Origin of the sequence: Methylocaldum sp. (assembly GCF_035627495.1) — a bacterium.
GTDB lineage: Bacteria > Pseudomonadota > Gammaproteobacteria > Methylococcales > Methylococcaceae > Methylocaldum.
In genome coordinates this window covers 1-22,862 of sequence record NZ_DASPLO010000145.1, presented here as the reverse complement: position 1 = coordinate 22,862, position 22,862 = coordinate 1, and the positions used below count along the sequence as shown (strand labels likewise).

The window sequence follows — 22,862 nt, the reverse complement described above, 5'->3', positions numbered from 1 at the left end:
TTGTCAGCGCAGGATAAGGGTCTGCCGGAAAGGAAGCAGTTCGAGGTGGATGCCGGTGTCGTCGAAGGCCTTGGCGCGGACGGTGAATTGCTCGCCCGATTGGGTGTAGCACGTGATCTCCGCGTTGGGCTCGATCAGGTAATTCGTGCCGTCGACCTCGATCATCGCCTTCGAATCGTCCCCGCCTCCCCGAACGGCGGCCACCAGGCGAACCTTGGGCGGCTTGGCGGCTGGCGCCTGGCCCGAGGGCGCGGCCGGCGCTTTCGGACTCGCATTGCGCAAGGCGTCGCGGAGCGCGGGGGTGAGGCGCGTCGGGTCGTCCATCTCCCGTACCGCGTCCTTTAACACCTGGTTGCGCTTGTCGAGCACCGACTCCACTTTTTCGGTCACCGAAGGCTCGGGCGGCGGCACGGCATCCTCGGCGGAAGCCGGCCGCAGAAAAACGAAGGCGAGCGCGGCGCACCCGCTGCGAATCAACTGGGACATCATTGCGGAGATCCTCCCCCGGCGGCGAACATGGCGGTCAGGAACGCGGCGTAGACGAAGCCGATGATGCCGCCGACGATCACGGTCATGGCCGGAGCGATCATCCCGCTCATCCGGCGTATGTCTTTCGAAAGGAGGTCCTGGTGAAACGCGGCCATCTCTCCCAGCATCTCGTCCAAACGGCCCGAGTTTTCGCCGATCACCGTCATCCGGGCCAGCATGGGCATGTAGCCGAAACGGGCCGCCAGAGACTCGGACAGCGAGGCGCCCTCGGTCACGCGCTTCCTGGCACGGGCCACGCATCGGGCGAGATAGCGGTTGCGGTGCAGCCCCTCCACCGTCTCCAAGGCCTCGACGATATGAACGCCGCTGCGGAGCAGCGCTTCCATCGCGCGGGCGAATACCACCGTTCCGGACAGCCGGAAGATGCGCCCGAACAGTGGCAGTCGCAGCATCAGCGTGTCGAGCGCCAGGCGTCCCGGCGGCCAGTGATACAGGGTTATCAGCACGGCGGTCGACGCCACCGAGGCCACCGCGATCGCCGGGGTATAGGCCTGAAACCATTCGGAGGTGTCGATCAGCGCCTGGGTGATGGGCGGCAGCTTGCGGCCCATGATGGAAAGGAATTTCTGGAGTTCGGGAATGATCTTTACCAGCATGAAAATGGTGACGCCAATGGCGAACAGCAGCACGAAGCAGGGATAGAGCAAGGCGCTGATCAGCTGCGAGCGGATCTTGCGCTGCTCCTCCAGTTCCGTCGAAGCGTGCTGAAGAGCCCGGTCGAGATAGCCGGTCTTCTCCCCGACCCGCACCAATTGAATGCTCAACTGGGTGAACACCTTGTGCTCGGCCAAAGCGTCCGCGATGCTGCTGCCTTGGCGGATGCGGGCGGACACGCGCCGCCAGACCTTCTGCACCGAAAGCCGCGAATGCTCGGCGATGAGATCCACGGCTTCCAGGAGGCTGACCCCACTTTTGAACATCATTGCGATGTGGTGAAAGTTCTGGGCGACGTCCACGGCGTTCATGGAACGGTATTCCAACGGGTTGAGCGAGCGCAGCCGGTCGCCCAGCGAAGCCTGGCGATCCTCGGCGATGGTCAGCGGCAGCAAGCCCTGCCGGCGGAGCAAGGCGATCAGATCGTCGCGCGAGGCGGCAACGGTCACGCCGGTTTGCGCCATCCCCTGGCGATTGCGCGCGGTATAGCGGAATTGAGGCATGATTCGTTACCAGGACAGCGCGATCTGCATCACTTCGCTGACCGAGGTCTGGCCGGCGACCAGCTTCTCCAGCCCATCGTCCAGCAGGAAGCGGAAACGCTCGGCCCGCATGCGCTCGATCAACTGCGGTTCGGTTTCACCTTCGACGATGCCGCGCGCCCATTCCGATTTCAGCGGCAGCATCTCGTAAAGGCCGAGCCGTCCGGCATAGCCCTTGCCGATGCAATAGACGCAGCCACCCGGCTCGTAAACCACGAGGCGGGTCAGATCGGGACGCCCGAGAGCAAAGGCCTCGCGCTCGGTGAGCGGCCGCGGGATGCGGCAATGGGGGCAGAGGCGGCGCACCAGGCGCTGGGCCACGATCAGCCGCAGCGTGGCGGCCACCAGATAAGGCTCGACGCCCATGTCCAGCAGACGGGTGACGGTCGCCGCCGCGGAATTGGTGTGCAGCGTTCCGAGCACCAAGTGCCCGGTCAAGGCGGCCTTGATGGCCACGTCGGCGGTTTCCCGGTCGCGAATCTCGCCGATCATCATCACGTCGGGGTCGTGCCGGAGCATGCTGCGCAGCGCCTTGGCGAAACTGACCTTGTCGGCGGCATCCACCTCGCATTGCGAGACGCCGTCGATGGCGTATTCGATGGGGTCTTCCACCGTCAGGATATTCACGTTGCGCTCGCTCAGCAGCAGACGAATCGCGGCGTAAAGAGTGGTGGTCTTGCCGCTGCCGGTGGGTCCGGTCAGGATCATCATGCCTTGGCTGCGTCGCAGAAAGGTTTCGATGGTGTGCCGGTGTTCGGAATTGAACCCCAGTCTGTCCAGCGTCAAGGATTCGGTATCCAGCGCCAGGAGACGCAGCGTCATCCGCTCGCCATACTTGGTGGGCAGCGTCGCGACGCGCAGATCGATGCGCTTTCCACCGGTGGCGAACTGATGGGTAAAGCGTCCGTCCTGGGGAGCGCGCTTTTCGGCGATGTCCAGCCCGCTCATGACCTTGAAGCGGCTGACGATCTCCTGGTAAACCGCGTTCGGCAGCCGGGCGTAGGTTTCCAGCTTGCCGTCGATGCGGAAGCGTATGGTGACGCCGGTCCGCTCCGGATCGATATGGATGTCCGACGCCTGCCGCAGAAACGCGGCGTTCAGCAGATCGTCGGTCAACTCGCTCGCGCTGCGGTTGTCGCCGACGACGGCCACCGGCAGCGCGTTTTTCACCTCGCGGCTATCCCCGTAAACCCGCGTCAATGCGAGCTTCAACTCATCGGGATCGGCGCCCCAGGCCACCACCGGCGCCTTCACCATCCGCTCGGCCACGGCCAAAGCGCCCGTGTCCTGCGGGTCGGCGCAGGCGACATGCACGGCGCCGTTCATTTCGACGAAAGGCAGCAATTGGCGGCGAAACGCCACATTGGCCGGAATCCTCATCGCACAGGCCGGATCGATACGCGCCGACGCGATATCGAGCCGGTGCGACTGAGGCGTAAAGGCGACGCAATCGTAGAACTTCACTCCAAGCAGTACTCCGTCGCTCCCGGGCAGAAGCCAGCAGATCTCCGCCGGACGGGTAAATTCCTTCGCGGGCGAATGGATCGTCACAATTAGCCCGGCGCCCCCGCTCAAAAGATCGGCCGGCGCATTCGCCGGCAGCCACAATCCGACGCCGCCGGGCGAGACGTTCACCACCGTTCCGCTGACCTCCATGTCCTCGGGACCGTAAACGGTCGCCACCCACTGGGACGGCACACCCTCGCGCCGGTCCAGCCGCTTCTCGGCCGTTTGCTCGGTATCGTCGGGAAGCGCCTTAAAACTGATCGGAGTGTTGTTCATTATCTTGCTGTTTTTTCTATATATGCGACCTACTCTTTCGCCGCGGGGCATGGGGTAGCCGTTTGCCGGGAACGGCTGCCGCCTTATCCCGGCCTACACTATCCACTGCAGGCTGAGATGGAGGTCGTAGGCCGGAATGAGCGAAGCGTTTCCGGCATCTGTTTTTTTCGTTTCCCTAGCAGGAGAAGGCTTACTCCCCCCAAACCCGCTCACGCCCCCGGTCCCAGCCACATCCACAAGGACCATTTCAAATCCGGGGTCTCGTTGCTGGGCGGGTACATGGCCCAGTTCACCGGAAGCAAGGCCACGGTGTCGTCCTTGGCGATGGCCTCGAAAACCCGATGGGCAGCGCGATAGTCCCCGGTAAAGTCCACGCGCAGGAGCAGCCAATGCGAATCCTTGCCGTTTTGCAGCCGCTGGCTGATGTCGCGGTAAGTCTTGGGCAGATTCTGGCCCGGCTCCTCGACGGTGTTGTTGCCTTCCCGAAGAGCATGCTGTTCGAGCAGCAGCGACAAGCGGTCGCCCACGTGGCTGGCGTAACCGGGATGCCCCGCAAGCCCTGTCCGCTCCTGGACCATGCGGTTGAACTCCTCCTGCTTGCCTTTCAGCCGCTTGATGTCCTCGTCGAGCTGGGCCTGCTGGGTGCGAATTCCCGGCAAGGCCTCCGGTGCGATCCCGCGCGATATCATCGATTCCACCTCTTTTTCGGCTTCTTCGGCCTGGCCGCTGATCCGGCCGCTGACGAACGTGAAATAAACGACCAGCATCACCAGGCCCGGCAGAATTCGCTTGAGAAGCCGTTCGCGCTTTTCCTCGTTCATGTGCCCTTCTTCCGACCGCTCGCTGCCGACAAGCGCGAAAATCCCTCCAGACCGCTATCCCTCAGCTTGATTTCGAAACCCCACGGCCCGCCGTCCTGCAAATACTTCAGGTCGTTGCTGACCGCGGGCGCCACATCCCAGCCCAAGGCTTGCAGATGTTCGTGCAGCGACGACGCGAGGCGGTTCGCTTCGCTCGGACGCAAGGCGATGCCGCGCACCACGATTTCGCTCTGGGCCGTCGCGATCTCATCGATGACAATGCCGTCGCTGCGATGGTCCGCGAGCGCCTTCAAGAGCACCGCCGGACGCTCGCGCAACGCGTTCACCACCGCCGGGAGCGAGGCTTGGCTGCCTTCGAGCGCGTCCATCTCCTTCCGCAGCTTGTCGTGCTCTTCCTGCTTCTTCTTGATCGCGTCCCGCAAGGTCTTCATCTCGGCCTCGGCCTTCGTGAGTTCGTCCAGTTGGGTTTGCGCCCGATTCGCCTGAACCGAGAACCAGCCGAAGTGCGAAACGCAGATCACCAGGGCGGCCGCCGCGAGCCCGCCCATGAGGAAATATTCCCGATGCGGGTGGGCCTTCGGACGGAATACCGGGACCGCCGGCGCTTCGGCCGCCGCCAGCAGCTTTACCCAGGCACCCAGCCAACGGGGCAGATCGCCTTCGTCTTCGAGGTGGAAGTGAGCAATCTCGGCCTCCATCTCCTGAACCGCTCCCGAACCGAGCTGCTCCGCCCGCGCGCTCGCCGACAGCCGCTTGCGCCAGCGTTCCAGATCCCGTTGCGCCCGCGGCTGAAACGCCTGCACGGACGCGGCCTTTTCGCCCGTTCCCGCTATCCCGAAAACGGTTTCCGGCCAATATTCCAGACGCCACCAATCGCCGGTTCCGTCCGAGAGCCTCAGAGGCAAGCCCCCCGGATGGAGCAAGCCGCTCAAGCGGCCGCCGGCTTTCCCGACCGCCGCCTGAAGCCGCTTGAATACATTCTGCGGCGCGAGGGACACCCAATACTGGTTCATGTCGTCCTCGGAACCGACCAGCGCAAAAGCCAAATCGCGCCCGGCGGTCGGAAATCCCGTGGCCGCCTCCAGCTCGAACAGCAGCGCCTGGGTCAGCAAATCGTCCGCCACCCCGGCGGTCTGAACCGTCGGCAGGCTCAGGGAATGGGTGGAAAGCCCGTCGCACAGCACCCAAACGTTCCGGCCGAACTTCTTCCCTGCCTCGGCCGCGACAAAGGCGACGATCTCCGGCAGTTTCTCGATGCCCTCGCAAGCCTTGTCGTAAACCTCCGGCACGCCGATCGCGCCCTCGGCATCCACGTCGGCCCGGACGACTTCCTTAGTGCCGGCGAAGATTAGGGTGTGGGTGGCGCTTGAGGGCCTTAGGCGGAATTTTTGGAGGGTTTGTTGAAGCATGAGATGCGTTTATAAGTCGCGGCAGCTAAGGCTCAAGGCAACAGCCATTCGATAGGTGCAATCGACGATCGAGGCCAGTAGAGACTGGTTACAAAAGCACCAAAGCATTTGTTGACTGTACTTTCCCACCATCCCCCTTCGGCATTACAAGTCGCCTGATCCGCAATCGGGGGATTTCGAACGATTTCTCGAGTGGGCTTGTCGCATTTGCTAGCTGCTGCGTCCCAATAGCCTTTATTGGCTTCACAGGCTGCTTGAGTGCTGAAATCACCGGTAGCATCCTCAAAGACTGCCGCTGCGTATTCGCCCAAGCGCAAATCGATGGCATTGGCTCCGGAAAAGTTGAAGGTAACTCCTGGCTGAGTGCAGTCCTTGTACAGTGTCGAACTATTGGGATCGCTGACCTTTCGGACCATTCCCCCGTTATTTCGGATGAAAAGACGCAGATGAACCGGGGAAGAATATTTGTCAGTACCGGAACAGCTTCCGCCGGGTTTGATGAAATTGACACGTAAACTAGTGATTCCGGTCTGTTGATAATCCTGGCTCAGCACCTGTCCGAAACAATCCTCTTTGTAGTCGTCGCCGCAGTTGCCAATGCCTCTGATTTGGTCGCTGCCGTAGCTCAGAAGCACTGCATCCCCGCCGACGTTTACTCCGTACCACCATCCATAATTCCGGTCGGCCGCGTCGTTCGTCCACGTACCGCTGTTGGTCGTGCAGTCGAGCTGAGTCGTGTAATTCACGTCACTGCAATAACCTTGCGCCTCTCGCCCCCAACCATCGGTGAATGCATCCGAGTCCCCCGGATTCTGTGAACTCAGAAGATAAGGTCCGCGCCAGCCATAGCCCAGGCCGGTTAGGGGATCGACGGTGTAAGCGATCATCCCGGTACCGTCCAACAACTCGCGTAAATCGTTCGGCAATCTCCCCATATCCGCCACGAAACCGCTGACCACCATCTGACCATTCACCGTCTTGCGCGGGTCGCCGAGGATCGCTTCGCGGATCATTTGCAAGCGGTTTTGGGTTTGTTCGAAGCGGGCCTGATCCTGCAATCCGCTGGTCGATTGGAGGGCAACCGTGCTTAGCATGGTGAGGATGAGCAGGGTAACGACCAGTTCGAGCAGAGTGAGGCCGCTTTGCTTGTGGAAAGGTTTGACGCCAATCCAAGCGCGCACCTGCCGGTTCATCGCTCGCACGCCTGGTTTCCGTCGGATTTAGGATCGGGACGGCGCAAAAACAGCACGCGGTCGTCATTGCGATTCGCGGCGTTCAGGTCGGCCTCGGTAGTGTCCAATGCACCATCTGGCCCCGAGGACACTAGTCGAGCGTAATCGGCCATCCGGGCTTCTCCGGCATCGCAGATTTCATTGCTGTTGCCGTTGTTGCAAGGTATTTGCAGAACTATGGCTCCGCGGGCGAGGAACATATCTCGAATCCCTAGTTCCCCGGTGGTCTCGTTCAAAGTCGATCCGTTCAGGAGATAGGGGCCATGCCAACCGCGCCTGGTGGTCGGCTTGAATGCCTGGTATCTGTCGCAGTTCGCATTGCTTGGGTCATTGGGGGGCAGACAGTCCGCGTCGGAAATATCCCAATCGGCAAATAGATAATGCAGGCTATAACCGGAGCCGGCCGGTGCGGTCGGATGCCTCGGCAAGTCTCCCACGTCCCCCAAATACCCTGGTGCCGCTCCGCTGCCCATGATGACGTCGCGAATCGCCGCGAGGCTGGCGTCGGTGGTTTGGCAGGCGACCGCCTGGCTCTTTCCGGCCAGGTACGGCATGGCGACGCCGGCTAGCCCGATCAGCACCAGGAGCACGACGGCCAGTTCGAGCAGCGTCATACCGCGTTGATTGCGAATGTTCATCGTTCTTGTATCAGCACCGTCCGAAGCGAATCGGCCGGTATCATTTGCACTTTCGGTTGCCGCCGCCCGGATCGCCCATGTGCAGGTACAGCACCCGGTCGTCGCCACGGCTACCGGCGTTGTAGTCCGTCAAGACGGTTTCCAGCGCTCCGTTGGGTCCGGCCGAAACGAGCCGCGCGTTGCCCGGCAGCCACATATCCCCGATGTCGCCGCATGCGCCGTTGCCGTTCGCATCGTGGCAGGGAACCTGGAGCACGATCGGATTCCGGCAATAACGCTCGGCATCCGAATTCGTGCATTCGGGCGCATGGTGCCCGAATCCATCGAGAACTCCCGTGTCGCCGTTTGCCAAACCATTAATAAAACGGGCGCTGTTGCAACTGTCGTCCGAAAAGCTGCAATGGGCCTTCCGGCCATCGATCCGCACGCCTTCCGTCAGATACGGGCCGCGCCAGCCGCGCCCGGTTGCCGGATCGAAGCCCCGAAGCGGCAACGGCAATGACGCGGGGTCGAACAGGTCGTGTATCGAGCGCGGAATCTCGCCGACATCGGCCCGGTAACCAGAACCCGCCGGTCCGCCCATGATTGCGGCGCGGATGGCGGTCAGGCCGGCATCCGTGGCGGCGCACTCGGCCGCGAAATCGCCGCCGCGCACAAACGACATCGCCACGCCTATCGACGCCGACACAATAACCAGCACGGCCGTGCGCTCGGACAAGCTCATCCGGCGGCGTGTCCTGAAAAGGCGGTGTATTGGGTGGCTCGATGCGATCATCTGCGGATGTTTTTTAGTTATTCGATAAGGACGAGTGCGGACCTATCGGCCGGGCGCCGGAAACGCTGACACCCTTCGACCGGGCTCAGGGACAGGCTTATTCCGGCCTACATCCTCCTTCCGCTTTTCAAGGAGGAAGGTTGGGATGAGGGTAAAGCAGGAAACGAGGGGCTATGCTCAGGGTATCTCCACGTACCAGGCTTCAACCCCACCCTCGTCCTGCCAGTGAGAGGGAAATCAATACAAGGCTCGTCGATTCACCTCTCCCATCGCTCAGACGTCTCCGGAGCGGCTCAGCGATGGGATCAGCCCGGCATCCGGTCCGTGCGCGCCGGGCTGAAGGTTTTTTCATTCCGTGGACCGGGCGCGTCCTGTGCCCGCTGGGGTCCAATGCAGGGTAAGCACCGGCTCGCGTGTGCCTACCCTACGTTGACTAAGCCGACTTAGTTGTTAGCGATGTTTTCATAGCTGTGGCTCAAGCTATGAGCAGTGCCCCACAGATGACCCGCGCCCGAGCCCATCGCCATCGCCGTGCCGATGAACTTAGCCGCTTCCATGCCCGCCGTGCAGCCCGAATTGGTTGCACCGGCCGCGACCGCGGTATCTAACTTGTCCACCTGGTAAACGGCGATGAAACGGTTGTATTTGTTGACCGGGCCCATGCTGCCCTGGCTGGCGAAATGCACCGGAGCGGTGGACATGACGCGGCCGGACATGCTGGAGCCATCGCCGATACCGAAGGCCACGTAGTCGTAGCAGGTCGAGTCGAAGTTGTTGGCCGGACGTCCGAAAGCTGCCGCCATGTGGTTCTCCACGCTACCTTCAGCCGCAGCCACCGTTGCTATCGTATGAGCGGCACCCTCCAGCGTGGTCGGCGTACCCAGAGTGGATTGAAAAGTGGCATTACCCGTGTCCGGGTTGTTGTAGTACAGCGAGGTGATGCCGGCCATATTTAGCGAGTTGAACCGAATGCGTTCGGCGGTAGTCATTCCCGCCGCGCTGTCTACCGTGGCGGTTGCGAAGAAGCCGGTGTGCATCATCTTGCAGTAGACGGCATCCGCTGCGGCCCCAGTGCAATCGGGCGCCGCCGCAGCGGTAGCGGCAGCTCCGTTAATCAGCGCCTCCATATTGTTCGGAGCGCCCATAAATTGGGTATGGTAGCGCTGGACGGAGTTGTCCAGATTGGCCAAGTTGTTGGTGCCGGTGCTGTCATGGGTCTTACCGACAAAGCCCGATACGTACGGAATCAACAAGCCCGCCAAGCCGATCAACACCAGCAGCACGACGCTGAGCTCGATCAGCGTCATACCCGATTGCCCACCGGGTGCCTGTCCCAACAAGATTGCGTTATTATTTTTCATTGAAGGTTCTCCTGAACTTCGTTTGGTTAAAAGATTCGCACTCGATTAACGTCACGCGAACTGAGAGAGGGCACCATCCTTGTCCTTGGCCTCAGTCCGGGAGAACCTTCCCCCAAACCGTATTCCTTTCCTGAATCGTCCATCCGTTCTCTTCGTCCTCGCTGTCCTTTGCTTCCTCCGTGTCGCATCTTTCGGCAAGAGCGAAACTCAGCAAAGTAAGCCTAGGACTACAGAAAGCATGCCAGCAGTCTTATGTGATTGATTTTTCATAGACAACTTGATTAATTCGGAAAGCTGGTCTATCCGGACCCATCAAGACCATGAGAGATGTGAGGGAAATAACATAGGCCGCCGTGGAGAATGGCGCAGCCGATAAATAAGTAAATCTTTATATAACGATACGCTTAGCGCTTTGCGAGCCTTTCGCCGGCACTATGGCAAATCGCCGACCAGCTATGGCATTTGCCCTATGCACGTTTTTTAGAGCATTTTCAAATCTGATGTATGGGGATTCGGTATCGTCCCGTTAGGGTGCGCCCGAGCATCGCTGCCTTGAGCCAGAACAGCCCGTAGGGGCGCGCAATGAATTGTGCGCATCGCCCGAGGCATGGGGGGATGTGCTTTGGGCAGCCCCGGCTCAAGGCGAGAAGCGCAAGAGCAAGGCGCCGCCCACGGCGGCTTCCTTCTTAGACCGTACATCAGAACTGAAATCGCTATAACTTTAAAGCTTTTACCCACCGTGGCTCCTTACTTCGAAATCTTGATCTCCGGATGCAACAGATCGATAAAGGGAGCGGGATAAACGCCCAGCCCGAAAATCAAGAGCAGCAATACGGCCAATAGCAGATGCGCGCCTACCGGCCGAGCTTCCGGTTCGGCTTGCAGTGCGGCGGGCGTTTGGGCCATTTGGAAGACGATACGAAGATAGTAGTAGAGGCCAAGGCCGCTGCCGACGATGAGCGCGCCCAGAAGCATCCAGAGCGAACCCTGGCTTCCGGCGGCGAACAGGTAGAACTTGCCGATGAAACCGGCGGTCAGCGGAATGCCGGCCAGGGACAGGAGCGATACGCTGAACACGGTCGCGAGCCAGGGACGGGTCCAGAAGAGGCCGGTGTAATCGTCCAGCTCCTCCGCTTCGCGATCGGCCGGACTCATGACCGCCACCACGCCGAATGCCGCCAGCGTCATGACGAAGTAAGCGGCGAGATAAACCATCAGCGCTTCGGCCGCGAAGTCGCCGCCGATGGCATTCACCGCGATCAGGGCCACCAGCAGATATCCCATATGACCGATGGAGGAATAGGCCAGGATGCGCTTGACGTTGTTCTGCCGCAAAGCCAGAAGATTGCCCACCAGCATGGAGACCGCGGCGATCAAGGCCAGAAGAACATTCAGCACCGGGGCACGAAGAATTCCGCTTTCCAGTCCGTAGCGCAACAGCAAGACGAAGACCGAGCCCTTGGAAACCGTCGCGAGCAGAGCCGTCACGGGCGCGGGAGCGCCTTGATAGACGTCGGCGGTCCAGAGATGAAACGGCACCAGCGATAATTTGAAACCCACGGCCACCACGATCAGGATCGTTCCGATGACGGCCGGGAAGGTTCCGGGCATGGTCCCCAGGGCTGTAAATTCCATGGTGCCCGTTTCGGCGTAGATCAAGGCCATGCCGAACAGCAGAAATGCCGAGGCGACGCCTGACAGCACGAGGTATTTGATGCCCGCTTCCAGCGCCCTCCTTTCGCGCAAGGGATAGGCGATGAGGGCGAACAGGGACACGCTGAGGGTTTCGAGCCCCAGGAAAAACGACGCGAAATGACGGGCGGCCGCCAAAACTCCCGCGCCGAGCAGCGCGGTCAGTATCAGAATATAGAGCTCTTCCGGCTGACCCTCGCGGACCCGGAAGTACTCCCAGCAAAGCACAACCGTGGCAAGACCCGCGGCATAGGCCATGACGATAAAGATCAGGGCATAACGGTCGACGATCAGGAGCGGCGTCACCAGCCTCGGAGTGACATCCGAAACCAGCGGGACCGTCACCAGCGAGATCAGGATACCGGCGATCGTCAGGACAAAGGTAAGACGGTGATCGCGCCGGAAGGCGATGGCCAGCATCACGATCACCGCCGCGGACGACAGAGCGATTAAAGGCGAAAGCGCGAGAAGATCGGCTGCGGTGATCATGGCTCGCCCCTTCTCAATGGAATTCCGCTCGGAGCTTGCGAAGGAACCTGCTGCGCGACGGTCTCTTCCCAACCTCTCAAACTACTCTTCAACCACGTTTCGGAGACATCGAGCATGGGCTGCGGGTACAGCCCTAACCAGACCGTCGCCGCGATCAGCAGCCCCATCAAGGTCAATTCGCGAGCGCCGAAATCGCGGATCCGATGCTTTTCCCGCGATTCGCCGTGGAAAGCCCGTTGAATCAAAATCAGCGAATAGACCGGCGCGATGATCAGCCCCAAGGCGGCGGCGGCCGTCATGGCGGCATCCACCCGATAAGCGCCCAGCAGCACCAGGAATTCGCCGATGAAATTGCCGAGTCCCGGCATGCCGAGCGCGGCCACGGAAAAGAACAAACCGATGGCCGCCATGCGCGGCACATCCGACCACAACCCTCCCATGCGGTCCATGTCGCGGGTGTGGATGCGCTCCTGCACCGCGCCGGCCAGGACGAACAAGGCGGCGGCCGAAATGCCGTGGGCCAGCAAAGTAATCACCACCCCTTGAAGCGCCAGGGCATTCCAGGCAAACAGCCCGACCAGCACGAATCCCATGTGACTGACGCTGCTATAGGCGACCAGACGCTTCATATCCGACTGCGCGAAAGCCAGCATGCCGCCGTAGAGAATGCCGGCCACGCCCAGCCCCATCGCAACGGGGGAAAAATCCGCGACTACTTCGGGAAAAAACGGTATCACGAAACGCAACAGTCCATAAGCGCCGGTCTTCAGCATCACCCCCGCCAGAATGACGCTGCCCCCGGTGGGCGCCTGGGTGTGAGCGTCCGGCAGCCAGGTATGGAACGGCACGCCCGGCAGCTTTACGGTGAAGGCGATAAAGAAACCCAGCATCAGCCACAGGGCGGTATTGACCTCGAGGTTCGTCTTCAACAAGTCGAAATAATCGAAGGTATAGACGCCGGTGTTGCGTTGGTGGATCGCCACCAAAACCACCATGGCCAGCAGCATCAAGAGCCCCGAAATCTGGGTGAACAAAAAGAACTTGATGGCCGCGTAAGCCCGATTCTCGTGCCCCCACAGGGCGATCAGGAAATACATGGGCACGATCATGATTTCCCAGAACACGAAGAACAGGAACAGATCCAGCGCCAGGAACACCCCCATCACCCCGGCCAGCGTCCATAGGAGATTGAAGTGGAAAAATCCCACCCGCTCCTTGATCTCGGTCCAGGACGCCGCCACGGCCATGATGCCGAGAAATACCGTCAAGGCGGCCAGCAACAGGCTGACGCCATCCAGCCCGAGGTGAAAGCCGATGCCGAAGCGCGGTATCCAGCGCCAGCGGACGTCGTCCAGCCAAACGCCGGCTTCGGGCAGGCCGCCTACGAAATAGGGAACGAGCAACGCGCCATCCAATGCCAGCGTGACGAGCGCGATCCAGCGCGGCGCATTTGCGGCATAGCGATCCGCATGCCAGGCGAGTAGACCGCCGAGCACCAACACCAAAATCAGCGCCGCGAGCATCACGACAGTATTCCCAAGGCGATGGCCAACACGGTTCCTCCGGTGAGACCGGCGACATACCAGCGCAGCTGCCCGGTCTGGGTGGCGGCGAACGCGCGGTGCGCGTAACGGCTGGCCGCCGCGATCCCCCGGTAAATATCGTCCGCGATATCGTCCCGATTGACCGCGGCCAGCCAGCGGAACGGATTAACCAGCAACTTTCCGTACAGCCAATCGAACCCCCAGCCGCTGAACCAGAAGCGGTGCAGCGCGTCGCCCCAGCGGGCTTCCGTCAAGGCTTCGGCGGGGTAGGTTCGGGTCAGATAAAGGAGAATCGCAACGCCGATGCCGATAAACGGAGCCAAATCGGTGGCAAGGCCCGCGATCAATCCCAGCTCGCCCGATGCGGACCTCGGAAAAACCGATCCCAGCGGCATCGAAACCAAGCCGCCGAATAAGGCCAGTGCGCCGAGCACGATGAGCGGGGTACTCATGGCAAACCCGAGATGCTCCGAAGCCCGCCGGTTTTCCGGACCGAAAAAGGCGATAAACACCAATCGGAAGCTGTAGATGCCGGTCAATAGCGCGCCGAGCGTACCGGCGGCCCAGAACCACAGGCCGTTTTCCGCCCGGAAGGCGGAAGCCAGGATCTCGTGCTTGCTGAAATAACCCGAGGTGAACGGCAAGGCGGTCAAGGCGGCGCTGCCGATGATGAAACTCCAGAACGCAACCGGCAGCCGTTTTCTGAGCCCTCCCATGCGGAAGATATCGTGTTCGTGGTGATAAGAGTGGATCACCGCCCCGGCTGCGAGGAACAGGAGCGCTTTGAAATAGGCATGGGTGGTCAGATGAAAAATCGCCGACGAGAACGCGGTGACCCCCAGCGCCAGGAACATGTAACCGATCTGGCTGATAGTGGAATACGCCAGAATCCGCTTGATATCGCGCTGGGTCAGCGCGGTAAAACCCGCTATCAGCAGAGTGACGGCGCCGATCACAGCGACCAGCTGCAACACCGCAGGCGCCAATTCGAACAGCGTATGGGTGCGGGCGATCAGATAAACCCCGGCGGTCACCATGGTCGCCGCATGGATCAAGGCGCTGATGGGCGTGGGACCGGCCATGGCGTCGGGCAGCCAGGTTTGGAGCGGCAATTGCGCCGACTTGCCGATCGCGCCGCCCAGCAGTAGCACGGCGGCAAGCGCGGCCAGACCGGAGCCGACCGGCCAGGCCGCCACGGCCCTTTGCATGAGCGTTTGGATATCGAGGGTGCCGAGGCGCGTGAAGAGAAGAAACAGGCCCACCGCCATCGCCGTATCGCCCACCCGCGTCATGACGAAAGCCTTGCGGGCAGCCGTGCCGTTCTCCGGATTCTCGTACCAGAAGCCGATCAGGAGATAGCTGCACAGGCCCACTCCTTCCCAACCCAAGTACAGAAGCACCAGGTTGTCCGCCAAAACCAGGATCAGCATGGCGAAGACGAAGAGATTCATGTAAGCGAAGAAGCGGGCAAGCCCTAAATCGTCCGCCATGAAACCGGCCGAGTAGACATGGATGAGAAAGCCGACGCCGGTCACCACGAACATCATGTTCAACGATAAGGCATCGAGATACAGGGAGAAGCTAGGCGTGAAACCGCCCACCCGCATCCAGGTCCACAGCGCCTGGCGGTAAGGCTCGACCGGGCCGTTCAAGAACTCGATGCCGATCAGCGCCGCGAATACGGCGGACAGCCCGACGGACCCGGCGCCGATCCAGGGCACCCAGCGCTTCGGCATATTTCCTTGACTCGCCACGAGAATCAGAAAACCGACCAGCGGAAAGAGCGGAATGAGACCTAAGTAGTTCAGCACCCTTATTTCTCCTTATTAATTAAAGGGTTGTTCTGTTTTTATCTCTCGTCCTAGCACCTCTTGGTGGGAGAATTTTTACATGCAGACCGGCGTAAGCCCTTCGATCCTTCGATTCGGTTCAGGACTTGGCTTCGCTCTGGACAGGCTCCGCATTTCATTCGGCATTCGCGCGCCGGGAACGGCTAGCGCCCCTTCGTCTGAGCTCAGGACAGGCTTATCCCGGCCTACCAAGACTCCCTGCAAACCCGAGCGAGATCATCCCCTCATTCGGCTTAGAGCATCCACATCCAAAGTCTGAAACCTTCGGTAAATCTGCATCACCAAACCCAGAGCCACACCCACTTCCGCCGCCGCCAAGGTGAGCACCAGCAGAAACATGATCTGCCCGTCGGGCTGATTCCAGCGGGAACCGGCCACGATGAATGCCAGTCCCGCCGCGTTCAGCATGATCTCCAGGGACATCAGGACGGAGATCAGGTTGCGCCGTACCAAAACGCCGACCAAGCCGAGCACGAACAGGACGGCCGCCAGGATCAGCCCGTGTTCCGAGGGAATCACGCCGGTCACGGTTTCACCTCGCGCCGGGCCAGGTGATAGGCGCCCACCAGCCCGGCCAAAAGCAGCATGGACGCCAGCTCCACGGCCAGCACATAAGGCCCCAGAAGCTGTATCCCGACTTCCTTCGGCGTGACGATGTGACCGGTTGCGAAGCTCTGTCCTTTCGTCAGCACAAACAGGAACTCGATCAAGAGCACCGTCGCCATGGCGGTAGGCCAACGCCAAACCGAGGGCTGCAGCCAGCGGCGTTCCTGATCGAGGGTGCGTTGCCCCAGGTTTAGCATCATCACGGCGAACAAGAACAGCACCATGATAGCTCCGGCATAGATGATCACTTCGAGCAGCGCCGCGAAATAGGCACCCATCAGATAGAACACGACGCCGGACGCCACCAGGGACAGGATCAGGTAAAGCAGCGCATGCACGGCGTTGACGCTGGTGATCACCCGCGCCGTGGAGAACACGGCGACAAGAGCGGCGGTGTAGAACAGGACGTATAGCATCATGAGGCGCTCCTACGGCAGCAGGCTCCTGACATCCACCGGCGGAGCCTCGTTCTCGGCTTCGCCCTTGTCCTTCCCGGCCACGCTTTTCCCGGCGACCCGGTAGAAGTTGTAATCGTGATATTTGCCGGTCCCGTTGATCAAGAGATGCTCTTTTTCGTAAACCATGTTGCGGCGGTCGTACTCGCTCATTTCCATATCGGGGGTCAACTGGATGGCGTAGGTCGGACAGGCCTCCTCGCAAAAACCGCAGAAGATGCAGCGGGAAAAATTGATGCGGAAAAACTCCGGATACCAGCGGCCGTGTTCGTCCTGGGTTTTCTGCAGCGCGATGCAGTCCACCGGACAAGCCACCGCGCAGAGGTTACAAGCCACACAGCGCTCCTCTCCGTCGGGGTCGCGGGTCAGCACGATGCGCCCCCGGTAGCGCGGAGCCAAAGGTAGCTTCTGCTCCGGATACTGCACGGTGTCGGCCCTGGTGAACGTGTGCTGAAGCACGGTTCCGAGGGTTTGCAGTTGGCTTAGGAAGGCTTTTAGCATGGCTATCCTTGCCCGAACTCATCGGGCGGGGTGGGCGACACCCACTCTACTACGTTTCTTCGGAGCCTTATTGCCATAGAACAATGCCCCCCGTCACCAAAAGATTCAACAACGACAGCGGCAGCATCGCCTTCCAGCCGAATGCCATGAGCTGATCGTAGCGAGGCCGCGGCAAAGCGCCGCGCAGCAGAATGAAGAACAGGATGAACGCCAGGGTCTTGAGGGCGAACCACAGTACCGGCGGCAGCCCAGGGCCCAGCCATCCGCCGAAAAACAAGGTGACGATAACAGCCGAACTGAGCGTGATGGCAACGTATTCGCCGACGAAGAACATACCGAACTTCATGCCCGAATATTCGAGGTGAAAACCGGCTACCAGCTCGTTCTCGGCTTCCGGCAAATCATAGGGACCGCGATGGCTCTCGGCGACGGACGCGATTAGGAACAGGACGAATCCCAGGAACTGCGGAACCACGTACCACCCATCGCGCTGCGCCTCCACGATGGCGCGCAGATCGAACGTCCCTGCCAGCATCACTACGCCCATGGCCGACAAGCCCATGAAGACTTCGTAACTCAAGGTCTGGGCCGTTGCCCTCAATGCTCCGAGCAGAGCGTATTTGCTGTTGGAGGCGTAGCCGGCCAGCACCAGGCTGTAAACGGACAAGGACGACAGCGCCAGGAAATAAAGCAATCCGAAGCTGAAATCGATGACTCCGATGCCGGGCGCGACCGGAACTACGGCGAAAGCGGCGAGCATGGTCACCATGATCACCATCGGGGCGATCACAAACACCGGCTTGTCGGCGAAAGGCGGGATCCAGTCTTCCTTGCTCAGAATCTTGATCATATCGGCTACGACCTGGAACAGGCCTAGCGGACCTACCCGATTGGGGCCCAGGCGGTCCTGCCAGATGGCGAGCAGCCGCCGCTCCACCCAGATCAAAAGCGCCGCCACGGTAATCAACGTCAAGAGGATGCCGGCAACGTTGAGCGGCGATCCGACGGTCATGGCCTGTCTCCCTCTTTTTCGATGGCAAGCCATGCCGGAAGATCGCTCCGGAGCAATCCGGAAAGGCCGACGGGGATGCCGATGACGCCCCTGGGCAAGGATGCCTCCAGCCTCAGCGGCAGACGCATGAGGCGCTCGTTGAACCGCACGGCCAAGGTCTCGCCGATGCCCAGCATGGCCGCATCGTCCGGGTGCAGCGCGGCATAGGCCGCCGGGACCCGCTCCGCCAATGGCGGAGACAGCGCGCTCAATTCCTCGCTGCCGAAAATGTGGTAGAGCGGAATGGCCCGCCAGCGGGTTTCGTCGCGCAAGTGACAGGGAATTTCGTCGAACCAGCGAGCCTCCGGAATCCCCGGCGATTCGAAAAGCCTGACGCCCGGATCGCCGCTCCGCAAAGGCCCGCCCACCTCGTCCTGGAATTTGTTGACGGCCTGTTGATTCGAGTTCCAGCCGGGCGACCAGGCAAAGGGCAGCAGGGCCGGCGGCACATCGGCACTCGCCCCTTCCATGGAAAAAGCCAAGGCTGAATCCGGATCCTCGGGCGGCTTGGGCTCATGGATGTCCCGCTGGGCGTCCATCGCGGTCCGTCCGCTATAGCGGTGCGGCTGACGCGGGATCTTCTCGCCTTCGACCCGGAAACCCGAAGGCGGGGCGGCTTCCCTGATGGGATCGAAACACGGCAGAGCCGCGGCACAGGCGGCGGTAACCGCATCGATATTCGCCCAACGCGCACTTGCGGCATCGGCCAGCCAGCGCCAACTGTCCCGGACCTCATCGCCGGCCGGCATGACGGAATAAAAGCGTTGCGCCCGTCCTTCAAGGCTGACCAGAGTGCCCTCGGTTTCCGCGAAGGTGCTGCCGGGGAGGAGCAGTTGGGCTTTGCCTGCCGTGCCGTGGCGGATATGGTCGATCACAACCACATGTCTCATGCCGTTAAAAAAACTGTCCACGGCCCCGCCGTCCGCCCGACGGTAAAGATCGTTCTCCAACACGATCACGGTGTTCAAGTCTCGGGCCTTCGCCGCGATGAAAGCGTCCTTGACGCTGCGCCCGTCCATCATGGCCAGCCCAAGCGTATTGCATTCCGGCACGACGTAGCACAGGTCCGTCGCCCGGCTCGTCCGCTGATTCGCCAGAGCGCGGACGATATTGGCCGCCGCCCGGATCACGGAGAGACTCCGGCAGCCGGTGCCCGAGACAACAAGCGGGCGGGCCGCCGATTTCAGGCTGTCGCCGATGAATTCCGCCAAACGCGACTCATCTTCCGAGAGATCCGCCACCAGCGGTGCGCTTGGGTCGATCCGGTGAGCGACGGCCAAGCCCAATCGCGCGATGTCTTCCGGTGTCCCCCGGTAAACCGATTCGGCTATATCATCGAGCCGCGTGGCGGTAGGCGCTATGACGAACAGCGGGCTCTTCTCGCCTTGAGCCGCTTCCCTTACGGCGGCATCTTGCCAGCGCGCAATTTTGAGCTGGTCGGCGTGCTCGAATGCGCGGTTCCGCACCGACTGGCGCAGCGCAAGCGCCAAGCGCGGGGCGGTGTTCGCCACATCCTCGCCCAGCACCAGCACGGCATCCGCCTGCTCCATTTCCCGCAGGGTCGGAACATGGACCGGCCAATGCCTCAGCACGTCCAGTATGGCCGCCATCAGCGAAGCCTCCGCCTGCGCGAAACCGGCGTAGAAGTTTCTCGCTCCGACCAGTTCCCGCAGGGCGAAATTGGCTTCCAGCGAAGCGCGGGGGGAGCCGATTCCGATCGTATTGCCGCCAAGCAAACCTTTGAAATGGGCCAGGGCGGTTTCCCCGGAAATCGGCTCCCCCCTGAGCATCGGCTGCCGGATGCGCCGCTCGCTGTTGACGAATCCATAGCCGAAACGGCCCCGATCGCAGAGAAAATAGCCGTTCACGTCGCCGTGATAGCGGTTGACGATGCGCCGAAGCGTTCCGTAGCGTTCGCCGGGGCTGGTATTGCATCCCACCGCGCAATGCGCGCAGACCGAAGGAGCATTCTGCAGATCCCATTTCCGGACGTAATGCTTGCTGAACGTCCGGTCGGTGAATACGCCGGTCGGACAGACCTCTACCAGATTGCCGCTGAATTCGTTTTCCAGAACGCCGTCCTCGAAGCGCCCGAAATAGACGTTGTTCCGGGAGGCGAACACGTCCAGATCCTTCCCTCCGGCGTAGTCCCGATATAAGCGAACGCAGCGGTAACAGGCGATGCAGCGGTTCATCTCGTGATTGATGAACGGTCCGAGGTACTGGTTTCGGTGGGTGCGCTTCAAGCCCCGATAGCGGCGGAACGTATGCCCGCTCATGACCGTCATGTCCTGGAGGTGGCATTCGCCGCCTTCCTCGCACACCGGGCAATCGTGGGGATGATTGATCATCAGAAACTCGATGACGGCGGCGCGGAACTCCCGAGCCTGAGGGGCTTCGAGGGACACGCGCAAACCCTCGGTTACCGGCGTCATGCAGGCCATGACGAGGCGGCCCGTGGCGTCGTTCTCGTCTTTGTACTGCACGACCGCGCATTGCCGGCAGGCGCCCACGGAACCCAAGGCCGGATGCCAGCAGAAGTAAGGCAGGTCCATGCCCAGTGACAAACACGTCTTGAGGAGATTATCTCCCGCCGTTACGTCGTGGGTTTGGCCGTCCACCTCGATTTTTGCCATTAGCCGGCCCTCATGGCAATCGGCTGCCTCAGATAACTTTCGAAATCGGCTCGAAAATATTTCAAAGCACTCTGAAGAGGCTCCGCGGCGCCGGGCGCAAGCGCGCAAAAGGTGTTGCCGGGCCCCATGAGCCGCGCGAGTTGCTCGAGTTTATCCAAATCTTCCGGCCGCCCTCTTCCCGCCAATAGCCATTCTAGAATCTCGACGACCCAGGGCAATCCGTCCCGGCAGGGCGTGCACCAGCCGCAGGATTCCTGCGCGAAGAAATGCTGGAGATTGAGCACCATCCGCACCGGGCAGGTCCGATCGTCCAGCACGATCATCGTGCCGGTGCCGAGCCGGCTGTCGGCCTTCATGATCGCATCGTAATCCATGGGCAGATCCAGATGCTCGGGCAACATAAAATCGGTGGACGCGCCACCGGGTAAAAACCCCCGAAGCGTATAGCCCTCCTTCATGCCACCGGCACACTCCTCGATGAGCTCCCGGATCGGCGTGCCCATGGGCAGCTCCCACAACCCTGGCCGCTTGACCTGGCCGCTCACGCCGAACAGCTTGGTGCCGGTATCCTGGCCGCAGCTCAAGCCCCGGTACCACTCCACGCCGTTCCGGACGATATGGGGCACGTTGCACAAAGTCTCGACATTGTTGACCACCGTCGGGCGGCCCCATAGTCCGCTAATTTGAGGGTACGGCGGCTTGGCTCGCGGTATCGCGCGCTTGCCTTCGAGGGAGTTCAGAAGTGCGGTTTCTTCGCCGCAGATATAGCGCCCGGCGCTGGTGTGCAGATGGATGTCCAGGCCGAAATCGGAACCAAGAAGGTTCTTGCCGAGATAACCGGCACCGTAGGCTTCCCTCAGAGCCTGTTCCAGCCGACGGGCGGAGAGATGGTATTCGTCCCGGAGAAAGATATAGGCTGCATCGGCCTGCACGGCATAGGCGGCGATGGCCACGCCCTCGATGAGCAGGTGCGGATCGCCTTCCATGAGCAGGCGATCCTTGAAAGTGCCCGGCTCCATCTCGTCGGCGTTCACGACCACATATTTCTGCCCCGCCGATTCGCCCTGCGGCACCAGGCTCCACTTGACACCAGTGGGAAACCCGCCGCCGCCGCGCCCGCGCAAATTCGAATCCTTGACTGCCCCAATCACATCCGCCGGCGCCATTTCTTTCACGGCCTTGGTCAGCCCCTCGTAACCCCCGGTGCGGCGATAATCGTCTAGCGTCACCGGAGAGAGATCGGGCTTGATGTTTTGCGTCAGCGGTCTGTCCATACCCGGCCGTTCTTTTCTAGTAATTCGTCGATTTTCGTTTCGTCCACGTCCTGATAAAGCTCTTCGCCGACCATCAGCACCGGCGCATGATCGCAAGAGCCAAGGCAGACGATGGGCAGCAGCGTGTAACGCCCATCCGCCGTGGTTTCGCCCAAGCCTATGCCCAGCCGCTCGGACAGATGTTCACGGAGTCTATCGGCGCCCAGCATCCAGCAGCTCACGCTGTCGCAGCACAGAATGACATGCTCGCCGACGGGTCTCCGAAAGATCAGGTTGTAGAACGTCGCCACGCCGTCCAGTTCATCCGGCGACATTTCCAAAAGCTCGGCGACGGTTTTCAAAGCTTCGTCCGATACCCAGCCGCGTTGTTTCTGCACGATCTTGAGCGCCTCGACGGAGGCGGCGGATTTGTTCGGATAATGGCCCGCGGCCGCGAGGATTTCGGTGGTTTCTTGTTCGCTCAAGACCCGGGCTTCGTTCATAAGTGAACCCGGAATCCCGCCGAAGACGGCCAATCCATCTTCACCTCGCCCTTTCCCAAAGGACATAGGTATCCACACAAGTCGATCAAAGAAGGAATCGCTTTGCGATAGCTTCTTTTACTGTGGGTTCTCGGACCCACGGCCGAGCTACTTTCTTTTGCGCGGCCAAAAGAAAGTAGCCAAAGAAAAAGCCGCCCGGTTGCCGCTTGCTCCTTACGCTCCTCGCTTTCGGCCGGGGTCGCCAGAAGGGGCTTCCCTGCCCCTCTGGCGACGCGCGGAATCCATTCCGCGCCCCTGGAGGGCCATTCCGGCCGAAAGCTGCGGTGCTCGGCGCGGCAAACGGGATTTGGCGCGTTATCGGAATGTCTGTATGGTCCTGTATGACACGCCCGAGCATCGCAGTCCTGAGCCGGAAAAGCCCGAAAGGGCGCGCGAGGGATCGCGCGCGGCGACCGAGGGACAGGAAGTCCCTTCGGTCGCCGCCGGCTCAGGGCGAGAAGCACAGGGCTAAGCGTGTCA

The 22,862-nt window shown here is 61.2% G+C and carries 19 protein-coding genes; all 19 read right to left on the bottom strand.

Annotation, left to right across the window (positions count from 1 at the left end; all coding sequences use genetic code 11):
* Positions 1 to 3: 3 nt before the first annotated feature.
* Positions 4 to 489 (bottom strand): hypothetical protein, encoded by a 486-nt coding sequence (locus VEB01_RS11830; protein ID WP_324875658.1) that lies wholly within the window; start codon positions 487 to 489, stop codon positions 4 to 6.
* A complete protein-coding gene (locus tag VEB01_RS11825) occupies positions 486 to 1,706 on the bottom strand; it encodes a type II secretion system F family protein (protein ID WP_324875657.1) in 1,221 nt (406 codons plus the stop codon). Before VEB01_RS11825 ends, VEB01_RS11830 begins: the two co-directional genes overlap by 4 nt.
* 6 nt (positions 1,707 to 1,712) lie before the next feature.
* Complete coding sequence (locus VEB01_RS11820; RefSeq protein WP_324875656.1) at positions 1,713 to 3,527, bottom strand: ATPase, T2SS/T4P/T4SS family; 1,815 nt, start codon at positions 3,525 to 3,527, stop codon at positions 1,713 to 1,715.
* Positions 3,528 to 3,736: 209 nt separating this feature from the next.
* A complete protein-coding gene (locus tag VEB01_RS11815; protein WP_324875654.1) occupies positions 3,737 to 4,348 on the bottom strand; it encodes a hypothetical protein in 612 nt (203 codons plus the stop codon).
* A complete protein-coding gene (locus VEB01_RS11810) occupies positions 4,345 to 5,757 on the bottom strand; it encodes a PilN domain-containing protein (RefSeq protein WP_324875652.1) in 1,413 nt (470 codons plus the stop codon). The genes VEB01_RS11815 and VEB01_RS11810 overlap by 4 nt, the downstream gene beginning before the upstream one ends.
* A gap of 32 nt (positions 5,758 to 5,789) precedes the next feature.
* Entirely contained in the window at positions 5,790 to 6,950 is a 1,161-nt protein-coding gene (locus tag VEB01_RS11805; protein ID WP_324875671.1) for a prepilin-type N-terminal cleavage/methylation domain-containing protein, read from the bottom strand.
* Positions 6,947 to 7,627: a hypothetical protein gene (locus tag VEB01_RS11800; RefSeq protein ID WP_324875650.1), complete on the bottom strand. Its 681-nt coding sequence runs from the start codon at positions 7,625 to 7,627 to the stop codon at positions 6,947 to 6,949. The genes VEB01_RS11805 and VEB01_RS11800 overlap by 4 nt, the downstream gene beginning before the upstream one ends.
* Positions 7,628 to 7,667: 40 nt before the next feature.
* A complete protein-coding gene (locus VEB01_RS11795) occupies positions 7,668 to 8,351 on the bottom strand; it encodes a hypothetical protein (protein WP_324875649.1) in 684 nt (227 codons plus the stop codon).
* A 494-nt stretch (positions 8,352 to 8,845) separates the two neighbouring features.
* A complete protein-coding gene (locus tag VEB01_RS11790; protein WP_324875648.1) occupies positions 8,846 to 9,763 on the bottom strand; it encodes a type II secretion system protein in 918 nt (305 codons plus the stop codon).
* A 747-nt stretch (positions 9,764 to 10,510) separates the two neighbouring features.
* Positions 10,511 to 11,944 (bottom strand): NADH-quinone oxidoreductase subunit N, encoded by a 1,434-nt coding sequence (locus tag VEB01_RS11785; protein WP_324875647.1) that lies wholly within the window; start codon positions 11,942 to 11,944, stop codon positions 10,511 to 10,513.
* Positions 11,941 to 13,467: an NADH-quinone oxidoreductase subunit M gene (nuoM, locus tag VEB01_RS11780; protein ID WP_324875669.1), complete on the bottom strand. Its 1,527-nt coding sequence runs from the start codon at positions 13,465 to 13,467 to the stop codon at positions 11,941 to 11,943. The genes VEB01_RS11785 and nuoM overlap by 4 nt, the downstream gene beginning before the upstream one ends.
* Positions 13,467 to 15,299 carry an NADH-quinone oxidoreductase subunit L gene (gene nuoL / locus VEB01_RS11775; RefSeq protein ID WP_324875646.1) on the bottom strand — a complete coding sequence of 611 codons (1,833 nt, stop codon included), beginning with the start codon at positions 15,297 to 15,299 and terminating at the stop codon, positions 13,467 to 13,469. Before nuoL ends, nuoM begins: the two co-directional genes overlap by 1 nt.
* A 255-nt stretch (positions 15,300 to 15,554) precedes the next feature.
* On the bottom strand, positions 15,555 to 15,857 hold the full coding sequence (gene nuoK / locus VEB01_RS11770) for an NADH-quinone oxidoreductase subunit NuoK (protein ID WP_475441812.1): 303 nt from the start codon (positions 15,855 to 15,857) through the stop codon (positions 15,555 to 15,557).
* 5 nt (positions 15,858 to 15,862) lie between these two features.
* Positions 15,863 to 16,363, bottom strand: coding sequence for an NADH-quinone oxidoreductase subunit J (nuoJ, locus tag VEB01_RS11765; protein WP_475441806.1), 501 nt, complete (start codon positions 16,361 to 16,363; stop codon positions 15,863 to 15,865).
* A 9-nt stretch (positions 16,364 to 16,372) separates the two neighbouring features.
* Entirely contained in the window at positions 16,373 to 16,900 is a 528-nt protein-coding gene (gene nuoI, locus VEB01_RS11760; RefSeq protein ID WP_324875643.1) for an NADH-quinone oxidoreductase subunit NuoI, read from the bottom strand.
* A gap of 67 nt (positions 16,901 to 16,967) precedes the next feature.
* The gene (nuoH, locus tag VEB01_RS11755; RefSeq protein WP_324875641.1) at positions 16,968 to 17,912 is read right to left on the bottom strand and encodes an NADH-quinone oxidoreductase subunit NuoH; all 945 of its coding nucleotides are present in this window, start codon (positions 17,910 to 17,912) and stop codon (positions 16,968 to 16,970) included.
* A complete protein-coding gene (gene nuoG, locus VEB01_RS11750) occupies positions 17,909 to 20,587 on the bottom strand; it encodes an NADH-quinone oxidoreductase subunit NuoG (RefSeq protein ID WP_324875639.1) in 2,679 nt (892 codons plus the stop codon). Before nuoG ends, nuoH begins: the two co-directional genes overlap by 4 nt.
* The gene (gene nuoF, locus VEB01_RS11745) at positions 20,587 to 21,861 is read right to left on the bottom strand and encodes an NADH-quinone oxidoreductase subunit NuoF (protein ID WP_324875637.1); all 1,275 of its coding nucleotides are present in this window, start codon (positions 21,859 to 21,861) and stop codon (positions 20,587 to 20,589) included. The genes nuoG and nuoF overlap by 1 nt, the downstream gene beginning before the upstream one ends.
* Positions 21,846 to 22,343, bottom strand: a complete 498-nt coding sequence (gene nuoE, locus VEB01_RS11740) for an NADH-quinone oxidoreductase subunit NuoE (RefSeq protein WP_414675459.1) — start codon at positions 22,341 to 22,343, stop codon at positions 21,846 to 21,848. The genes nuoF and nuoE overlap by 16 nt, the downstream gene beginning before the upstream one ends.
* Positions 22,344 to 22,862 lie beyond the last annotated feature (519 nt).